Raw genomic sequence first — 16,697 nt, 5'->3', positions numbered from 1 at the left:
GACCCCTTACAGCTTCATCAGGCTGGCGTCGTCGACCGAGGCCGAGTGGCGGGAACGGAACAGCGACACGATGATCGCGAGTCCGACCACGACCTCCGCGGCGGCGACGACCATCGTGAAGAAGGCGATGATCTGGCCGTCGAGATTGCCGTGCATCCGGGAGAAGGTGACGAACGCGAGGTTGCAGGCGTTGAGCATGAGCTCGATGCACATGAAGACGACGATCGCGTTGCGCCTGATCAGCACTCCCGTCGCACCGATCGTGAACAACAGGGCCGCGAGGTAGAGGTAGTTGACGGGGTTCACTTCGACGCCTCCTCGGTCCGCCGCGAGTCCGGCTTGAGGTGCGGCGGCTCGATCGCGGCCCGCTCCAGGCGCTCCTCGGCGCGCCGTTCCAGGGCTTTGAGGTCGTTGAGCGCCTCGGTGGACACGTCCCGGATCTGACCGCGCTCGCGCAGCGTCTTGCTGACCGTGAGCTCCGACGGGGTGCCGTCCGGCAGCAGGCCCTGGACGTCGACGGCGTTGTGCCGCGCGTACACGCCCGGCGCCGGCAGCGGCGGTACGTGCTTGCCCTCGCGGACGCGCTCTTCGGACAGCTCCCGCTGGGTCTTGGCCCGCTCGGTGCGCTCCCGGTGGGTGAGCACCATGGCGCCGACTGCCGCCGTGATGAGCAGGGCGCCGGTGATTTCGAACGCGAAGACGTACTTGGTGAAGATGAGGGCCGCGAGGCCTTCCACATTGCCGTTCGCGTTCGCCTCGGCGAGGCCGTTGAACTCCGTCAGGGAGGCGTTTCCGATGCCGGCGATCAGCAGGATGCCGAAGCCGAGCCCGCTGACCAGGGCCAGCCAGCGCTGCCCCTTGATGGTCTCCTTCAGGGAGTCCGCCGCGGTGACGCCGACGAGCATCACCACGAACAGGAACAGCATCATGATCGCGCCGGTGTAGACGACGATCTGCACGATGCCCAGGAAGTAGGCGCCGTTGGCGAGGTAGAAGACCGCCAGGATGATCATGGTGCCGGCGAGACAGAGCGCGCTGTGCACGGCCCGCTTCATGAAGACGGTGCACAGGGCGCCGATCACCGCGACGGTGCCCAGCACCCAGAACTGGAAGGCCTCGCCGGTGGAGGTGGAGTAGGCGGCGAGCTGCGCGGTCATGCCTCCACCTCCTGGTCTTCAGGCTTCTCGCCCTTGGACGTGGCCACCTGGCGTTCCGTGCCGGGCGCGGCCTCCGTCACCAGACCCCGGTAGTAGTCCTGCTCGTCCGTGCCCGGGTAGATGGCGTGGGGCGAGTCGACCATGCCCTCGTCGAGGCCGGCGAGCAGCTGCTCCTTGGTGTAGATCAGGTTGGCTCGGCTGGAGTCGGCGAGCTCGAACTCGTTGGTCATCGTCAACGCGCGCGTGGGGCACGCCTCGATGCACAGGCCGCACAGGATGCAGCGGGCGTAGTTGATCTGGTAGACGCGCCCGTACCGCTCGCCCGGCGAGTAGCGCTCCTCGTCGGTGTTGTCCGCACCCTCCACATAGATGGCGTCGGCGGGGCAGGCCCAGGCGCACAGCTCGCAGCCGACGCACTTCTCCAGGCCGTCCGGATGGCGGTTGAGCTGGTGCCGTCCGTGGAACCGGGGAGCTGTGGTCTTCTGCTGCTCCGGGTACTGCTCGGTCAGCCGCTTCTTGAACATGGCCTTGAAGGTCACGCCGAAGCCGGCCACGGGGTTCTGGAAACCGGGTTCGGTCTCCTTGGGCTCCTCAGCCATCGGACGCCTCCTTTCCATCCATTGATCCGTCACTCACAGTGTCCACCCCGCCACTGACAATGAGCTCCCGCTCCCGGCGCGGACTGCGCCTGGGCACCGGCGGCAGCTCCTGTCCCGGCAGCGGCGGGACGGGGAATCCGCCCGCCATCGGGTCGAAGCCGGCGGGCTCGGCGGGAGCCTGGGCGTCCTTCCCTCCGCTGCGGAACATGTCCACCAGGAAGGAGAGCAACAACAGGACCAGGACACCGCCTCCGACGTAGAGGGCGATGTCGGCGAAGTCGTAGTTCTCGTTGCGCAGGGTCCGTACGGTCGCGACGAGCATCAGCCACGTGACCGAGACCGGGATCAGGACCTTCCAGCCGAGCTTCATCAACTGGTCGTAGCGGACGCGGGGCAGCGTGCCGCGCAGCCAGATGAAGAAGAACAGCAGCAACTGCACCTTGACGACGAACCAGAGCATCGGCCACCAGCCGTGGTTCGCGCCCTCCCAGAAGGTGCTGATCGGCCAGGGAGCCCGCCAGCCGCCGAGGAAGAGGGTGGTCGACACGGCGGAGACCGTCACCATGTTCACGTACTCGGCGAGCATGAACAGCGCGAACTTGATCGACGAGTACTCGGTGTTGAAGCCGCCGACCAGGTCGCCCTCGGACTCCGGCATGTCGAAGGGGGCGCGGTTGGTCTCGCCGACCATCGTGACGATGTAGAGGATGAAGGAGACCGGCAGCAGCAGGATGTACCAGCGGTCCTGCTGCTGTTCGACGATCGTCGACGTCGACATCGACCCCGAGTAGAGGAACACCGAGGCGAACGCGGCGCCCATGGCGATCTCGTAGGAGATCATCTGCGCGCAGGACCGCAGGCCGCCCAGCAGCGGATAGGTGGAACCGGAGCTCCAGCCCGCCAGCACGATTCCGTAGATGCCGACCGACGCGACCGCCAGGATGTAGAGCATCGCGATCGGCAGGTCGGTCAGCTGCATCGTGGTGCGCTGGCCGAAGATCGAGATCTCGTTGTCGGCCGGGCCGAAGGGGATCACCGCGATCGCCATGAAGGCCGGGATGGCCGCGATGATCGGCGCGAGGACGTACACCACCTTGTCCGCGCGTTTGACGATGAGGTCTTCCTTCAGCATCAGCTTCACGCCGTCGGCGAGCGACTGGAGCATGCCCCAGGGGCCGTGCCGGTTGGGTCCGATGCGCAGCTGCATCCAGGCGACGACCTTGCGCTCCCAGACGATGGAGAACAGCACGGTCACCATCAGGAAGGCGAAGCAGAAGACCGCCTTGACGACGACGAGCCACCAGGGGTCGCGGCCGAACATCGAGAGGTCTTCAGCGGCCAGGTACGGGCTCATGCCTCCACCTCCTTGGGGGCGTCGGCGGCGAGCGTCGCCGGGCCGATACGGACGAGGGAGCCGGGCGTGGCCCCGGTGTCGGACGCGACGCCCCCGCCGGTGGAGTTCAGCGGGAGCCAGACCACCCGGTCGGGCATCTCGGTGATCTGCAGCGGGAGTTCGACGACCCCGGCGGGCCCGGTCACGGCGAGCACGTCGCCGTCCTTGACGCCCGCCTCGGCGGCCGTGGCGGCCGACACACGCGCGCGTGCCGCGTGCCGGGTCCCGGCGAGCGCCTCGTCGCCCTGCTGGAGGACCCCCTGGTCGAGCAGCAGCCGGTGCCCGGCGAGGACGGCCTCACCGGCAGCGGGGCGCGGCAACTGGGCTGCGGTTTCCAGCGGCTCGACGGCCCGGGAGCCGTCCCAGGAGCCGAGTCGGTCGAGCTCCGCGCGCGTGGTGCGCAGATCCGGCAGACCGAGGTGGACGTCCATGGCGTCGGCGAGCATCTGCAGCACGCGCGCGTCGGCAGGCGCCGGCCGGCGGGTCATCTGGTCGGGCTTGAGCGCGGCCTCGAAGAAGCGGACCCGACCCTCCCAGTTGAGGAAGGCGCCCGGCTTCTCGGCGACCGCGGCCACCGGGAGGACGACGTCGGCGTGCTCGGTGACCTCGCCGGGCCGCAGCTCCAACGAGACCACGAAGCCGGCCTCGGCAAGCGCCTCACGCGCGCGTGCCGGGTCGGGCAGATCCGCGACCTCCACGCCCGCGACGAGCAGCCCCTGGAGTTCGCCGGACGCGGCGGCCTCGACGATCTGCCCGGTGTCCCGGCCGTAGCGGTGCGGGAGTTCGGCGAGGCCCCAGGCCGCGGCGACCTCCTCACGCGCGCGTGGGTCGGTGGCCGGACGACCGCCCGGCAGCAGCGACGGCAGTGCGCCCGCCTCGATGGCGCCCCGCTCCCCCGCCCGGCGCGGAATCCACACCAGGCGGGCGCCGGTCGCCGAGGCGGCCCGGGCGGCGGCGGTGAGACCACCGGCCACACCGGCCAGCCGCTCGCCGACGACGATCACCGCGCCCTCGGCCCGCAGCGCTTCGGCGGCCTTGCCGCCCGCGTCCTCCAGGCCGACACCGCTCGCGAGCGCGTCCAGCCACTCCGTCTCGGTGCCCGGAGCGGCCGGCAGCAGCGTGCCGCCCGCCTTCTCCAGGCCCCGGGTGGCGTGCGTGGCCAGGGCGAACACCCGCTGCCCGTGCTGCCGCCAGGCCTTGCGCAGCCTCAGGAAGACGCCGGGCGCCTCCTCCTCCGACTCGAACCCGACCAGCAGGACGGCGGGCGCCTTCTCCAGGAAGGTGTACGTGACCCCCGTACCGTCGAGGTCGCGGCCGCGGCCGGCGACGCGGGCGGCCAGGAAGTCGGCCTCCTCGCTGCTGTGCACGCGCGCGCGGAAGTCGATGTCGTTGGTGTCGAGCGCCACGCGCGCGAACTTGCTGTACGCGTAGGCGTCCTCGATGGTGAGGCGGCCTCCGGTCAGGACACCGGTCCGGCCGCGCGACGCCAGCAGTCCCTGGGCGGCGATCTGCAGTGCCTCCGGCCAGGACGCCGGTACGAGGTCTCCCTCGGCGTTGCGCACCAGAGGCGTCTCGAGCCGGTCCCGCTGCTGGGCGTAGCGGAACGCGAACCGCCCCTTGTCGCAGATCCACTCCTCGTTGACCTCGGGGTCGTTGGCGGCCAGGCGCCGCATGACCTTGCCGCGCCGGTGGTCGGTGCGCGTGGCGCAGCCGCCGGAGCAGTGCTCGCACACGGAGTGCGAGGAGACCAGGTCGAAGGGGCGGGAGCGGAATCGGTACGCCGCCGAGGTCAGCGCGCCGACCGGGCAGATCTGGATGGTGTTGCCGGAGAAGTACGACTCGAACGGGTCGCCCTCGCCGGTCCCGACCTGCTGCAGCGCGCCCCGCTCGAGCAGCTCGATCATCGGGTCGCCCGCCACCTGGTTGGAGAACCGGGTGCAGCGGGCGCACAGCACGCACCGCTCACGGTCGAGCAGCACCTGCGTGGAGATCGGGACGGGCTTCTCGTACGTCCGCTTGCGGCCCTCGAAACGGGACTCGGACTGGCCGTGGGACATGGCCTGGTTCTGCAGGGGGCACTCGCCGCCCTTGTCGCAGACCGGGCAGTCCAGCGGGTGGTTGATGAGGAGCAGCTCCATCACACCGTGCTGTGCCTTCTCGGCCACGGGCGAGGTGAGGTGAGTCTTCACCACCATGCCGTCCGTACACGTGATCGTGCAGGACGCCATGGGCTTGCGCTGGCCCTCGACCTCGACGATGCACTGGCGGCAGGCGCCGGCCGGGTCGAGGAGGGGATGGTCGCAGAAGCGGGGGATCTCGATGCCGAGCTGCTCGGCGGCCCGGATGACCAGGGTGCCCTTGGGCACGCTGATCTCGGCGCCGTCGATCGTCAGCGTCACGAGATCTTCCGGCGGGACCGCCGCCTCGCCGCCCCCGGAGGGAGCGCTGGTGGTCACCGTCATGCGTTCACCTCCGTGTGCTTGTCCGCCCAGGCCGTCGACTTGGCGGGGTCGAAGGGGCAGCCGCGGCCCGTGATGTGCTGCTCGTACTCCTCGCGGAAGTACTTGAGCGAGGAGAAGATCGGCGAGGCGGCGCCGTCGCCGAGGGCGCAGAACGACTTGCCGTTGATGTTGTCGGCGATGTCGTTGAGTTTGTCGAGGTCGGAGAGGGCGCCCTTGCCTGCCTCGATGTCGCGCAGCAACTGCACGAGCCAGTACGTGCCTTCGCGGCACGGGGTGCACTTGCCGCAGGACTCGTGGGCGTAGAACTCGGTCCAGCGGGTGACGGCACGCACGACGCAGGTCGTCTCGTCGAAGCACTGCAGAGCTTTTGTGCCGAGCATGGAACCCGCGGCACCCACTCCTTCGTAATCAAGAGGGACGTCGAGGTGCTCGTCGGTGAACATCGGCGTCGAGGAGCCGCCCGGCGTCCAGAACTTGAGCCGGTGCCCGGGTCGCATGCCGCCGCTCATCTCCAGGAGCTGGCGGAGGGTGACGCCGAGCGGGGCCTCGAACTGGCCGGGGTTGGCGACATGCCCGCTCAGCGAGTAGAGCGTGAAGCCCGGGGACTTCTCGCTCCCCATCGACCTGAACCATTCTTTGCCGTTTTGCAGGATCGCGGGAACTGACGCGATCGACTCGACGTTATTCACCACAGTCGGGCACGCATAGAGGCCCGCGACCGCAGGAAAGGGGGGACGGAGCCGCGGTTGACCACGGCGGCCTTCGAGCGAGTCCAGCAGTGCGGTCTCCTCACCGCAGATGTACGCGCCGGCGCCGGCGTGCACGGTGAGTTCGAGGTCGAGTCCGCTGCCCAGGACGTTCTCGCCGAGGTAGCCCGCCGCGTAGGCCTCGCGCACGGCCTCGTGCAACCGCCGCAGAACGGGAACGACTTCACCCCGCAGATAGATGAAGGCATGAGACGACCTGATGGCATAACACGCGATCACAATGCCCTCGATGAGGCTATGCGGGTTCGCGAAGAGGAGCGGGATGTCCTTGCAGGTCCCCGGCTCCGATTCGTCGGCGTTGACAACTAGATAGTGCGGTTTTCCATCCCCCTGCGGAATGAACTGCCATTTCATTCCGGTGGGGAATCCCGCGCCGCCTCGCCCTCGCAGACCGGAGTCCTTGACGTACGCGATCAGGTCGTCCGGCGACATGGCGAGCGCCTTGCGCAGGCCCTCGTATCCTTCGTGCCTTCGGTAGACGTCCAGGCTCCAGGACCTGTCCTCGTCCCAGAAGGCCGACAGCACGGGTGCGAGCAGCTTCTCGGGGCTGCTGCCTTTCAGCTCGGGTGCCAAGGTCATCACTCCCCCTCCTCGGCGGTAGGCCCTGCCGGGTGGGCCGGGTCGGAGGCCGACGTGTCCTGCGGCGCGTCATGCGAACTCAGGTGCTCGGTGGGCGACGGCTTGTGCACCGCCCGGTCCTGCGGCTCGTCGTGCGGCCCGCCGTCCCGCGGGTGGACCACGCGCGCGGGTGCGGTCTCTCCCCTTGCCAGGCGAAGACCCACCAGCGACGCCGGTCCCGCACTGCCGCTCGCCTCGACGGCCCCGTCCCGCTCGTCGGGGAAGCCCGCCAGGATCCGGGCGGTCTCCTTGAAGGTGCACAGCGGCGCACCCCGGGTCGGCGATACCGTGCGGCCGGTCCGCAGGTCGTCCACCATGTGCTTCGCGCTCTGCACGGTCTGGTTGTCGAAGAACTCCCAGTTGACCATCACGACCGGCGCGAAGTCGCAGGCCGCGTTGCACTCGATGTGCTCCAGAGTGATCTTTCCGTCGTCGGTGGTCTCACCGTTGCCGACACCCAAGTACTCCTGGAGCTCTTCGAAGATCGCGTCGCCGCCCATCACCGCGCACAGCGTGTTGGTGCAGACGCCCACCTGGTAGTCGCCGCTGGGGCGGCGCCGGTACATGGTGTAGAAGGTGGCGACGGCGGTGACCTCGGCCGTGGTCAGGTCCAGCACGTCCGCGCAGAACCGCATCCCGGTGCGCGTGACGTGTCCCTCCTCCGACTGCACGAGGTGCAGCAACGGCAGGAGCGCGGACCGGGAGTCGGGGTAGCGGGCGATGATCTCGCGCGCGTCCGCCTCCAGCCGGGCTCGGACGTCGTCCGGGTAGGCGGGCGCGGGCAGTTCGGGCATGCCCAGGCTGACGCCCCGCTCGGAAGAAGAGGTGGTCACCGGTCGACGCCTCCCATCACGGGGTCGATGGACGCGACGGCGACGATGACGTCGGCGACCTGGCCGCCTTCGCACATCGCCGCCATGGCCTGCAGGTTGGTGAAGGACGGGTCCCGGAAGTGGACCCGGTAGGGGCGGGTGCCTCCGTCGGAGACGGCGTGCACCCCGAGCTCGCCCTTGGGCGACTCGACGGCCGCGTACGCCTGTCCCGGCGGCACGCGGAAACCCTCGGTGACCAGCTTGAAGTGGTGGATCAGGGCCTCCATGGAGGTGCCCATGATCTTCTTGATGTGGTCGAGGGAGTTGCCGAGACCGTCGGGTCCCAGGGCGAGCTGGGCGGGCCAGGCGATCTTCCGGTCGGCGACCATGACAGGCCCGGGCTGCAGCCGGTCCAGGCACTGCTCGACGATCCTGAGCGACTGGCGCATCTCTTCCAGGCGGATCAGGAAGCGGCCGTAGGAGTCGCAGGAGTCGGCGGTCGGGACGTCGAAGTCGTACGTCTCGTAGTCGCAGTAGGGCTGTGCCTTGCGCAGGTCGTGCGGGAGGCCGGTGGAGCGCAGGATCGGGCCGGTGGCGCCGAGGGCCATGCAGCCGGCCAGGTCGAGATAGCCGACGTCCTGCATGCGGGCCTTGAAGATGGGGTTCCCGGTGGCGAGCTTGTCGTACTCCGGGAGGTTCTTCTTCATCTTCTTCACGAACTCGCGGATCTGGTCCACCGCGCCGGGCGGCAGGTCCTGGGCGAGTCCGCCGGGGCGGATGTACGCGTGGTTCATCCGCAGGCCCGTGATGAGCTCGTAGATGTCGAGAATCATTTCACGATCACGGAATCCGTAGATCATGATCGTGGTGGCGCCGAGTTCCATGCCGCCGGTGGCGATGCACACCAGGTGGGAGGACATCCGGTTCAGCTCCATCAGGAGCACCCGGATGATCTTGGCTCGCTCGGTGATCTGGTCCTCGATGCCGAGGAGCTTCTCGACGGCGAGACAGTAGGCGGTCTCGTTGAAGAAGGACGTCAGGTAGTCCATGCGCGTCACGAACGTGGTGCCCTGCGTCCACGTGCGGTACTCGAGGTTCTTCTCGATGCCGGTGTGGAGGTAGCCGATGCCGCAGCGGGCCTCGGTGACCGCCTCGCCCTCGATCTCCAGGATCAGGCGGAGCACCCCGTGGGTGGAGGGGTGCTGGGGGCCCATGTTGACGACGATGCGCTCGTCGTCGGCCCGGGCCGCGGACTGGACGACCTCGTCCCAGTCGCCGCCGGTGACCGTATATACGGTGCCCTCGGTGGTCTCGCGCGCCGAAGCGGACGCGGCTGCTGACTGCGTGTTGCTCACGAGTACGACCTCCGCTGGTCCGGAGCCGGGATCTGGGCGCCCTTGTACTCGACGGGGATGCCGCCGAGGGGGTAGTCCTTGCGCTGCGGATGGCCCTGCCAGTCGTCCGGCATCATGATCCGCGTCAGGGCCGGGTGGCCGTCGAAGACGATTCCGAAGAAGTCGTAGGTCTCGCGCTCGTGCCAGTCGTTGGTGGGATACACCGGGACCAGGGACGGGATGTGCGGGTCCGCGTCCGGGGCGCTGACCTCCAGGCGGATCAGCCGGTTGTGGGTGATCGAGCGCAGGTGGTAGACGGCGTGCAGCTCGCGGCCCTTGTCGTTCGGGTAGTGCACGGCGCTGACGCCGGTGCAGAGCTCGAAGCGCAGCGCCGGGTCGTCGCGCAGGGTGCGGGCCACCCGGAGCAGGTGCTCGCGCTCGATGTGGAAGGTGAGCTCGTCGCGGTCGACGACCGTCTTCTCGATCGCGTTGTCGGGCAGGAGACCCTGCTCCTCCAGGGCGCCCTCGAGTTCGTCGGCGACCTCGTCGAACCAGCCGCCGTAGGGTCGGCTCGCCGCCCCCGGGAGCCGGACCGAGCGGACCAGACCGCCGTAGCCGGAGGTGTCGCCGCCGTTGTCGGCGCCGAACATTCCGCGCTGGACGCGGACCTCCTCGCCGCCCTGGCCACGCTGGCCGGGGAGGTTGGAGGCAGAGAGGTCCTTCTCGGGGTTCACCCCGTTCGAGGAGCCGTTCGCGCCATGGGTGCCGTTCGCGTCGCTCACCGCAGCAGCCCCTTCATCTCGATCATGGGCAGGGCCTTGAGCGCCGCTTCCTCCGCCTCGCGGGCCGCTTCCTCGGCGTTCACGCCCAGCTTGGAGTTCTGGATCTTGTGGTGGAGCTTGAGAATGGCGTCCATCAGCATCTCGGGGCGCGGCGGGCAGCCCGGCAGATAGATGTCGACGGGGACGATGTGGTCGACGCCCTGGACGATCGCGTAGTTGTTGAACATGCCTCCGGAGGAGGCGCAGACGCCCATGGAGATGACCCACTTCGGGTTCGGCATCTGGTCGTAGACCTGCCGGAGCACCGGCGCCATCTTCTGGCTCACCCGCCCGGCGACGATCATCAGGTCCGCCTGGCGGGGCGAACCCCGGAAGACCTCCATACCGAAGCGCGCCAGGTCGTAGCGGCCGGCGCCGGTGGTCATCATCTCGATGGCACAGCAGGCGAGGCCGAACGTGGCGGGGAAGACGGACGCCTTGCGCACCCAGCCCGCGGCCTGCTCGACGGTGGTCAGCAGGAAGCCGCTCGGCAGCTTTTCTTCGAGTCCCATGGCTAAAGGCCCCTCAGTCCCATTCCAGGCCGCCGCGCCGCCATACGTACGCGTACGCGACGAAGACGGTGAGCACGAAGAGCAGCATCTCCACGAGCCCGAAAACACCCAGGGCGTCGAAGGTGACGGCCCAGGGGTAGAGGAAGACGATCTCGATGTCGAAGACGATGAAGAGCATCGCCGTCAGGTAGTACTTGATGGGGAAGCGCCCGCCGCCCGCCGGCGTGGGGGTCGGCTCGATCCCGCACTCGTAGGCCTCGAGCTTGGCCCGGTTGTACCGCTTCGGACCGATCAGCGTGGCCATGACCACGGAGAAGATCGCAAAGCCTGCCCCGAGGGCTCCCAGTACGAGGATGGGCGCATACGCGTTCACCGCTCCTCGCTCCTCTCAGTCGGCACTGACTGCTGGCGATGGCGTCGGACTCACATCAGCCCCACCGGTCCCACGAACCCCGCCCTTCTCGACGAAGATCGCGAACATGTGAAGCAGGTCACAAGCCCAACTGCCTCGCATCTTATGCCCGCCGCTCTGTGATCTGCGACACGGGGTATTACACAAGCTTTGTGATCTCCACCACCTGACGAAGGATCATGAAGTCATATCAGCGGTGATCTTCGTACGCGAAGCGTCAGAGTGATCACAAGAAGTGACATTTGCACTCGTCGCCGCAGGCCACAAGGGGAGTCTCAATATCAAGAAGCTTCCCTTGCATGCAAATTGGAGATGGACTCGGGGTCCTGATAGTGGGGCGCATTCACACATGAGAGGGAGCCGTGGTCGAGGTGTGGACGCGTGCACGCGTTCACGAGCGGAATCGATCGCACCGCATGCGCAGGACGCGACCCTTCCGGTAACCGTTCCGTGACCTCCGCCACATTCATGAGAGGCCCATAAGAAGGGGGCTTGGCCAACGGTCTCAACCGGTGGTAGGTCGCGGGCAATCCGGGCGTAACGACGAAAGCCCATGATCACAGGCTTGATCACCCGAGTCCGCAATGTCCGTTACGGCGTCAATAAAGAACCCCAGGCAGGGAATTTGGGACACCCGTTGAACAACTGTGGCGCAGCACACGTTTCTTGTAGGTATGGAGGAGCCCCTGATACCGGTTGGACTCATGTCCCACACCGCTCACATACGCAGCCACCGGAAACCCCGCCGCAGCGCGTCGACGATCGCGATGCGGGCCGGAGTCGCCAGTGGTGTCCTCGGCACGCTGGCCGTCGCCACTGCGGCCGGTACGGCCAACGCCGCCGAGCCGGTGACGCAGACGCTCGAACTGCCTGTGCTCACGGGCGACCTGGCCGCTCAGGTCGCACAGTCCGCTCAGGCCACGCAGCAGGCCGCGGCGAACTACCAGTTGCAGGCCGAGCGCGACGCGGCCGCCGCAGCAGCAGCCAAGGAGGCCAAGAAGGACCTCGCCGACGCCAAGGCCGAGGCGACGAAGAAGGCCGAGGCCGCCCGTAAGGCCGCCGCCGAGCGCGCCACGCGCGCCGCCGAGCGGACCGTGCTCTCCACCTCGGCGAGCGACAACAGCAGCAGCTCCAGCAGCACGAGCACGTCCAACGCGACGGGTTCGGCCGCGACCGTCATCGCCTTCGTGAAGGCGCAGATCGGGGACGCGTACGTCTCCGGCGGCACCGGTCCCAACTCGTGGGACTGCTCCGGGCTCATGCAGACGGCCTTCAAGCAGGTCGGCGTCGACCTGCCGCGCGTCTCGCAGGACCAGTCGACCTTCGGCACCCAGGTGTCCCTGGACAACCTGCTGCCGGGCGACATCCTCTACTGGGGCAGCGCGGGCAGCGCGTACCACGTTGCCGTGTACGTCGGCGACGGCATGTTCGTCGGCGCGCAGAACCCGTCCACCGGCGTGGCCGAGAAGCCGCTGTCGTACGACCCGCCGACCGGAGCGGTGCGGGTGCTCTGACACCCCCCAGGCGCCCCTGAGGGCGCCTCACGCACGCAAGGGCCGCAGCCGCTCGGGGGCAGCGGCCCTTCGGGCTCCCTCCTGCCGCGCTCGACCCAGCCGGCCGCTCCCCTGACACCGCCGACCCTGTCGGCTGCTCTCAGCGCCCCCTCAGGCACGCCGGGGCGCTCCTCTGACGCCCCCTGCGCCGCGCCGACCGCTCCCCTGCGCCCTGCGCCGCCCGGGCGCTCGAGCGCGCCGACACGGCCCCGCTGACGCGGCCCCGCTGGCGCGCGCAGCGCCGCCGACGCTCTCCTGGCACACGTGGGTCGCTCGTGGGTCACTCGTGGGTGTGCCCGGCGTCGGCCTGGCATGCTCGGCGGACGGGTCGGGGGACTCCTCGGCTCGTCCGTGAGTCGAAGGAGAGAACGTCATGCCACGTGTGTTCGTGCAGGGGCGGTCCGTCGCCTCGTATCCCCCGCTCGCGCCCGAGGCCCGGCGCGGCTCGGTGCGGCGGGTCACCGAGGTCGGTGAAGAGGTGCTGCACAAGTCCTGCCGGGATGTCACCGAGTTCGGGCCCGACCTGGCCGCGCTCATCGACGACATGTTCCTCACCATGTACGTCGCCGACGGGGCCGGACTGGCGGCGAACCAGGTCGGTGTGGGTCTGCGGTTGTTCGTCTACGACTGCCGGGACGACGAGGGTGTCCGACATGTCGGACACATTGTCAATCCGGTGCTGGACCGGCTCGACCCGGTCGGGCGACGGCTGCTGGACGAGGGCGAGGGGTGCCTGTCGGTGCCGGGCGCCGTCATGGACGTACCGCGGCCGGACCGGGCCGTGGTGCGGGGGTACGACCGGGAGGGCCGTCCGCTGGTCGTCGAGGGGCGCGGGTACTTCGCGCGGTGCCTGGAGCACGAGAGCGACCATCTCGACGGCCAGGTCTATCTGGACCGGCTCTCCAAGAAGGGCCGGAGGGAAGCGCTGCGGCAGGTGGCGGACCGGCGGGAAGAGGTCTTCGCCCGCCGGGCCGCCAAGGTCGAGGCCCTGAGCAGGGACCATGACCCGTCCTAGCCATGACCCGTCCTAGGCAGGACCCGTCCTGGCCATGACCCGTCCCAGGCAGGACCTGCCCTAGGCGGAACCCGTCCTGGCCAGGGCCTGCCTCGGGCGGGACTTGCCGGGGCAGGACCTGTCCCATGCGTCCGTCAGGCCTTCGGGGCCACCTTGCTCAGGCCGTTGATGATGCGGTCCATCGCGTCGCCGCCTGTGGGGTCCGTCAGGTTGGCGAGCATCTTCAGGGTGAACTTCATCAGCAGCGGGTGGGTCAGTCCGCGCTGGGTCGCGATCTTCATGACCTTCGGGTTGCCGATGAGCTTCACGAAGGCGCGGCCCAGCGTGTAGTACCCGCCGTAGGTGTCCGCGAGGATCTGCGGGTAGCGCTGCAGGGCGAGTTCGCGCTGGCCGGGGGTGGCACGGGCGTGGGCCTGGACGATGACGTCGGCGGCGATCTGGCCGGACTCCATGGCGTAGGCGATGCCCTCGCCGTTGAAGGGGTTCACCAGGCCGCCGGCGTCGCCGACCAGGAGCAGCCCCTTGGTGTAGTGGGGCTTGCGGTTGAAGGCCATGGGGAGGGCGGCGCCGCGGATCGGGCCGGTCATGTTCTCGGGGGTGTAGCCCCAGTCCTCCGGCATGGACGCGCACCAGGCCTTGAGGACCTCGCGCCAGTCGAGTTCCTTGAAGGAGTCGGAGGTGTTGAGGACCCCGAGACCCACGTTGCTCGTGCCGTCGCCCATGCCGAAGATCCAGCCGTAGCCGGGGAGCAGACGGTCCTCGCCCGGGCCCCGGCGGTCCCACAGCTCCAGCCAGGACTCCAGGTAGTCGTCCTCGTGGCGCGGGGAGGTGAAGTAGGTGCGGACGGCGACGCCCATCGGGCGGTCCTCGCGGCGGTGCAGGCCCATCGCCAGCGAGAGGCGGGTGGAGTTGCCGTCGGCGGCCACCACGAGCGGGGCGCGGAAGGTGACTTCGCGTTTCTCCTCGCCCAGCTTGGCGTGCACACCGGTGATGCGGCCGGTGCGGTCGTCGATGATCGGGGCGCCGACGTTGCAGCGCTCGTAGAGGCGGGCGCCCGCCTTCTGGGCCTGGCGGGCGAGCTGCTCGTCGAAGTCGTCACGCTTGCGGACGAGCCCGTAGTCCGGGTAGGAGGCGAGATCCGGCCAGTCCAGCTGGAGGCGGACTCCGCCGCCGATGATGCGCAGCCCCTTGTTGCGCAGCCAGCCGGCCTCCTCGGAGATGTCGATGCCCATGGCCACCAGTTGCTTGGTGGCGCGCGGGGTGAGGCCGTCGCCGCAGACCTTCTCGCGCGGGAACTCGGTCTTCTCGAGGAGGAGTACGTCGAGTCCGGCCTTGGCGAGGTAGTAGGCGGTCGTGGAACCGGCCGGCCCCGCGCCGACGACGATGACGTCGGCGGTGTGCTCGGAGAAGGGCTCGGCGTGGGGCTCGTTCACGGCGGTCACGGCGGGATCTCCCCAAGTTCGGAATCTACGTGCCGACCGGCACTGGACATGGGCAGTCTATTCAGCAGAATTGATCACCCGGCTGAAGGGCTGCCCCGTGAACCGAACTCTCCCCGTAGTACGGCTGCGTGTTCCCACGGACGAGGACGCGGTCACGTGGCACCGGGTCTTCGACGATCCTGACGTCATGGAGTTCCACGGCGGCAGATCCGCGGAGCTGTCGGTCTACGAGGAGCTCACCGCCCGCCAGCGCCGGCACGACGCCGAGCACGGCTTCTGTCTGTGGACGATGCTGGACCACGACGACCGGGTCGTCGGGTTCACCGGCGCCCAGCCGTGGCCCGGCGAGTGGGGTCCCAAGGGGGAGATCGAGATCGGCTGGCGGCTCGGGCGGGAGCACTGGGGGCAGGGGTATGTGACGGCGGCCGCGCAGATGACGCTGGAGCGGGTGCGGGCGGCGGGGGTGCCGGGGGTGGTGGCGATGGTCGACGCGCGCAACGCACGGTCCGTCGCCGTCACGCAGCGGCTGGGCATGCAGCTCGCGGAGGTCTTCACGACCCCCGAGTCGAAGCGCGAGGGGCGCTGCTACCGACTGAGCTGGTGATCGGCAAAAGTCACCCTATGTAGTCGTTGGCTACGGAAAGACACCTGACGCTTCCGGACGCCACCCCGGGGCGGTTACCCTTCCAGTACCACTGGGGGTGACATCTGTGCTCATACCACCCAAAACACCCGAAGTGCGCGTGCCCAGGTTCATCGGCCTGATGGCCATGGACGCGCGCGAGGCGGCCACGGCGCAAGGCGTGCTGCTGGCCGCACCGGACCGGCCCGATTTCCACCGCGCGGTCGTCGACTACGTCGTACGGCAGTACCCGCCGCCGGGCGTCGAGGTGCCGCGCGGCTCGGTCGTCAGCGTGTGGTTCGACTTCTCCGAGGGAGAGGGCGGCGGAGGCGCGGGCGTGCGAGAGCCGCGTGTGCCGAGACCGGGCGGCGGCGGACTGCAGCGCGAGCTGGACCGGTCCGGGGATCGGGATCGTCCCTTCGAGGCGATCACCGGTTGACGCCGGGCGCCGGACCGGCCCTTTCCTCCGCCCCGGGGCTCCCTCAGGCCTCCTTGAAGCCTCGGTGCAGGGTCACCACGCCGCCCGTCAGGTTGCGCCAGGCGACCTTCGACCAGCCGGCCTTGCGCAGGTGCTCGGCGAGGGCGGGCTGGTCGGGCCAGGCGCGGATGGACTCGGCGAGGTAGACGTAGGCGTCCGGGTTGGACGAGACCGCGCGGGCCACCGGGGGCAGGGCGCGCATCAGGTACTCGGTGTAGGCGGTCCGGAAGGGCGCCCAGGTCGGGTGCGAGAACTCGCAGATCACGACGCGTCCGCCCGGCCGGGTCACCCGGTACATCTCACGCAGGCCGGCGTCGAAGTCCTGCACGTTGCGCAGGCCGAAGGAGATGGTGACGGCGTCGAAGGTGTCGTCCTTGAACGGCAGCCGGGTCGCGTCCCCGGCCGTGAACGGCAGCCAGGTGTGCCTCCTCTTGCCGACCTGGAGCATGCCGAGGGAGAAGTCGCAGGGGACGACGTAGGCACCGGTCTGCGCGAAGGGGAGGGAGGAGGTGGCCGTGCCCGCGGCGAGGTCCAGGACCTTCTGGGCGGGGCGGGCGTCGACCGCCTTCGCGACCTCCTTGCGCCACCTGCGGTCCTGGCCGAGCGACAGGACGTCGTTGGTCACGTCGTACCGTTCCGCCACGCGGTCGAACATCGAGGCGACTTCATTGGGCTGCTTGTTCAGGGAAGCGCGAGTCAC

17 protein-coding genes are annotated in these 16,697 nt (G+C 69.1%); 4 read left to right on the top strand and 13 right to left on the bottom strand.

What is annotated here, in order from left to right:
- Positions 1–6: 6 nt before the first annotated feature.
- From nuoK to ACWD4O_RS21540, 11 genes are read right to left on the bottom strand one after another with little or no spacing between them, the layout of a single operon-like run.
- The gene (gene nuoK / locus ACWD4O_RS21590) at positions 7–306 is read right to left on the bottom strand and encodes an NADH-quinone oxidoreductase subunit NuoK (protein WP_020130147.1); all 300 of its coding nucleotides are present in this window, start codon (positions 304–306) and stop codon (positions 7–9) included.
- Positions 303–1,157: an NADH-quinone oxidoreductase subunit J gene (locus ACWD4O_RS21585; RefSeq protein ID WP_451281940.1), complete on the bottom strand. Its 855-nt coding sequence runs from the start codon at positions 1,155–1,157 to the stop codon at positions 303–305. The genes nuoK and ACWD4O_RS21585 overlap by 4 nt, the downstream gene beginning before the upstream one ends.
- Complete coding sequence (gene nuoI, locus ACWD4O_RS21580; protein ID WP_451281938.1) at positions 1,154–1,756, bottom strand: NADH-quinone oxidoreductase subunit NuoI; 603 nt, start codon at positions 1,754–1,756, stop codon at positions 1,154–1,156. Before nuoI ends, ACWD4O_RS21585 begins: the two co-directional genes overlap by 4 nt.
- Entirely contained in the window at positions 1,749–3,110 is a 1,362-nt protein-coding gene (gene nuoH, locus ACWD4O_RS21575; RefSeq protein WP_450946044.1) for an NADH-quinone oxidoreductase subunit NuoH, read from the bottom strand. Before nuoH ends, nuoI begins: the two co-directional genes overlap by 8 nt.
- On the bottom strand, positions 3,107–5,611 hold the full coding sequence (locus tag ACWD4O_RS21570; RefSeq protein WP_451281936.1) for an NADH-quinone oxidoreductase subunit G: 2,505 nt from the start codon (positions 5,609–5,611) through the stop codon (positions 3,107–3,109). Before ACWD4O_RS21570 ends, nuoH begins: the two co-directional genes overlap by 4 nt.
- The gene (gene nuoF, locus ACWD4O_RS21565; protein ID WP_351904109.1) at positions 5,608–6,960 is read right to left on the bottom strand and encodes an NADH-quinone oxidoreductase subunit NuoF; all 1,353 of its coding nucleotides are present in this window, start codon (positions 6,958–6,960) and stop codon (positions 5,608–5,610) included. Before nuoF ends, ACWD4O_RS21570 begins: the two co-directional genes overlap by 4 nt.
- Entirely contained in the window at positions 6,957–7,829 is an 873-nt protein-coding gene (nuoE, locus tag ACWD4O_RS21560; protein WP_451281934.1) for an NADH-quinone oxidoreductase subunit NuoE, read from the bottom strand. Before nuoE ends, nuoF begins: the two co-directional genes overlap by 4 nt.
- Positions 7,826–9,163: an NADH-quinone oxidoreductase subunit D gene (locus ACWD4O_RS21555; RefSeq protein ID WP_451281932.1), complete on the bottom strand. Its 1,338-nt coding sequence runs from the start codon at positions 9,161–9,163 to the stop codon at positions 7,826–7,828. The genes nuoE and ACWD4O_RS21555 overlap by 4 nt, the downstream gene beginning before the upstream one ends.
- Entirely contained in the window at positions 9,160–9,924 is a 765-nt protein-coding gene (locus ACWD4O_RS21550) for an NADH-quinone oxidoreductase subunit C (protein WP_451281930.1), read from the bottom strand. The genes ACWD4O_RS21555 and ACWD4O_RS21550 overlap by 4 nt, the downstream gene beginning before the upstream one ends.
- Positions 9,921–10,475 (bottom strand): NuoB/complex I 20 kDa subunit family protein, encoded by a 555-nt coding sequence (locus ACWD4O_RS21545; protein ID WP_057602796.1) that lies wholly within the window; start codon positions 10,473–10,475, stop codon positions 9,921–9,923. Before ACWD4O_RS21545 ends, ACWD4O_RS21550 begins: the two co-directional genes overlap by 4 nt.
- Positions 10,476–10,488: 13 nt before the next feature.
- Entirely contained in the window at positions 10,489–10,848 is a 360-nt protein-coding gene (locus tag ACWD4O_RS21540; RefSeq protein WP_007383963.1) for an NADH-quinone oxidoreductase subunit A, read from the bottom strand.
- Positions 10,849–11,591: 743 nt separating this feature from the next.
- Between ACWD4O_RS21540 and ACWD4O_RS21535 the strand changes: the two genes are divergently transcribed.
- Together ACWD4O_RS21535 and def are read left to right on the top strand one after the other, a co-directional pair.
- On the top strand, positions 11,592–12,401 hold the full coding sequence (locus tag ACWD4O_RS21535; RefSeq protein ID WP_451281928.1) for a C40 family peptidase: 810 nt from the start codon (positions 11,592–11,594) through the stop codon (positions 12,399–12,401).
- 412 nt (positions 12,402–12,813) lie between these two features.
- Positions 12,814–13,455 carry a peptide deformylase gene (gene def / locus ACWD4O_RS21530; RefSeq protein ID WP_451281926.1) on the top strand — a complete coding sequence of 214 codons (642 nt, stop codon included), beginning with the start codon at positions 12,814–12,816 and terminating at the stop codon, positions 13,453–13,455.
- Positions 13,456–13,589: 134 nt separating this feature from the next.
- On the opposite strand, the gene ACWD4O_RS21525 is transcribed toward def, so the two are convergent.
- Positions 13,590–14,897 carry a geranylgeranyl reductase family protein gene (locus ACWD4O_RS21525; protein ID WP_451281924.1) on the bottom strand — a complete coding sequence of 436 codons (1,308 nt, stop codon included), beginning with the start codon at positions 14,895–14,897 and terminating at the stop codon, positions 13,590–13,592.
- A 97-nt stretch (positions 14,898–14,994) separates the two neighbouring features.
- On the opposite strand from ACWD4O_RS21525, the gene ACWD4O_RS21520 reads away from it, so the two are divergent.
- Complete coding sequence (locus tag ACWD4O_RS21520) at positions 14,995–15,501, top strand: GNAT family N-acetyltransferase (RefSeq protein ID WP_451281922.1); 507 nt, start codon at positions 14,995–14,997, stop codon at positions 15,499–15,501.
- Positions 15,502–15,634: 133 nt separating this feature from the next.
- A complete protein-coding gene (locus tag ACWD4O_RS21515; RefSeq protein WP_358800699.1) occupies positions 15,635–15,958 on the top strand; it encodes a PASTA domain-containing protein in 324 nt (107 codons plus the stop codon).
- A gap of 43 nt (positions 15,959–16,001) precedes the next feature.
- Here ACWD4O_RS21515 and ACWD4O_RS21510 read toward each other — a convergent pair whose 3' ends face one another.
- Positions 16,002–16,697, bottom strand: coding sequence for a demethylmenaquinone methyltransferase (locus tag ACWD4O_RS21510; RefSeq protein ID WP_451281920.1), 696 nt, complete (start codon positions 16,695–16,697; stop codon positions 16,002–16,004).

The organism is Streptomyces sp. NPDC002623 (genome assembly GCF_053592635.1).
Note: the sequence above shows the minus strand (reverse complement) of the source record. Positions and strands in the feature narration are given on the sequence as shown.

Coding starts and splice junctions, on each gene's coding strand:
- def (WP_451281926.1), top strand. CDS start 12,814: ATGCCACGTGTGTTCGTGCAGGGGCGGTCCGTCGCCTCGTATCCCCCG.
- ACWD4O_RS21545 (WP_057602796.1), bottom strand. CDS start 10,475: ATGGGACTCGAAGAAAAGCTGCCGAGCGGCTTCCTGCTGACCACCGTC.
- ACWD4O_RS21570 (WP_451281936.1), bottom strand. CDS start 5,611: ATGACGGTGACCACCAGCGCTCCCTCCGGGGGCGGCGAGGCGGCGGTC.
- ACWD4O_RS21535 (WP_451281928.1), top strand. CDS start 11,592: ATGTCCCACACCGCTCACATACGCAGCCACCGGAAACCCCGCCGCAGC.
- nuoI (WP_451281938.1), bottom strand. CDS start 1,756: ATGGCTGAGGAGCCCAAGGAGACCGAACCCGGTTTCCAGAACCCCGTG.
- nuoH (WP_450946044.1), bottom strand. CDS start 3,110: ATGAGCCCGTACCTGGCCGCTGAAGACCTCTCGATGTTCGGCCGCGAC.
- ACWD4O_RS21585 (WP_451281940.1), bottom strand. CDS start 1,157: ATGACCGCGCAGCTCGCCGCCTACTCCACCTCCACCGGCGAGGCCTTC.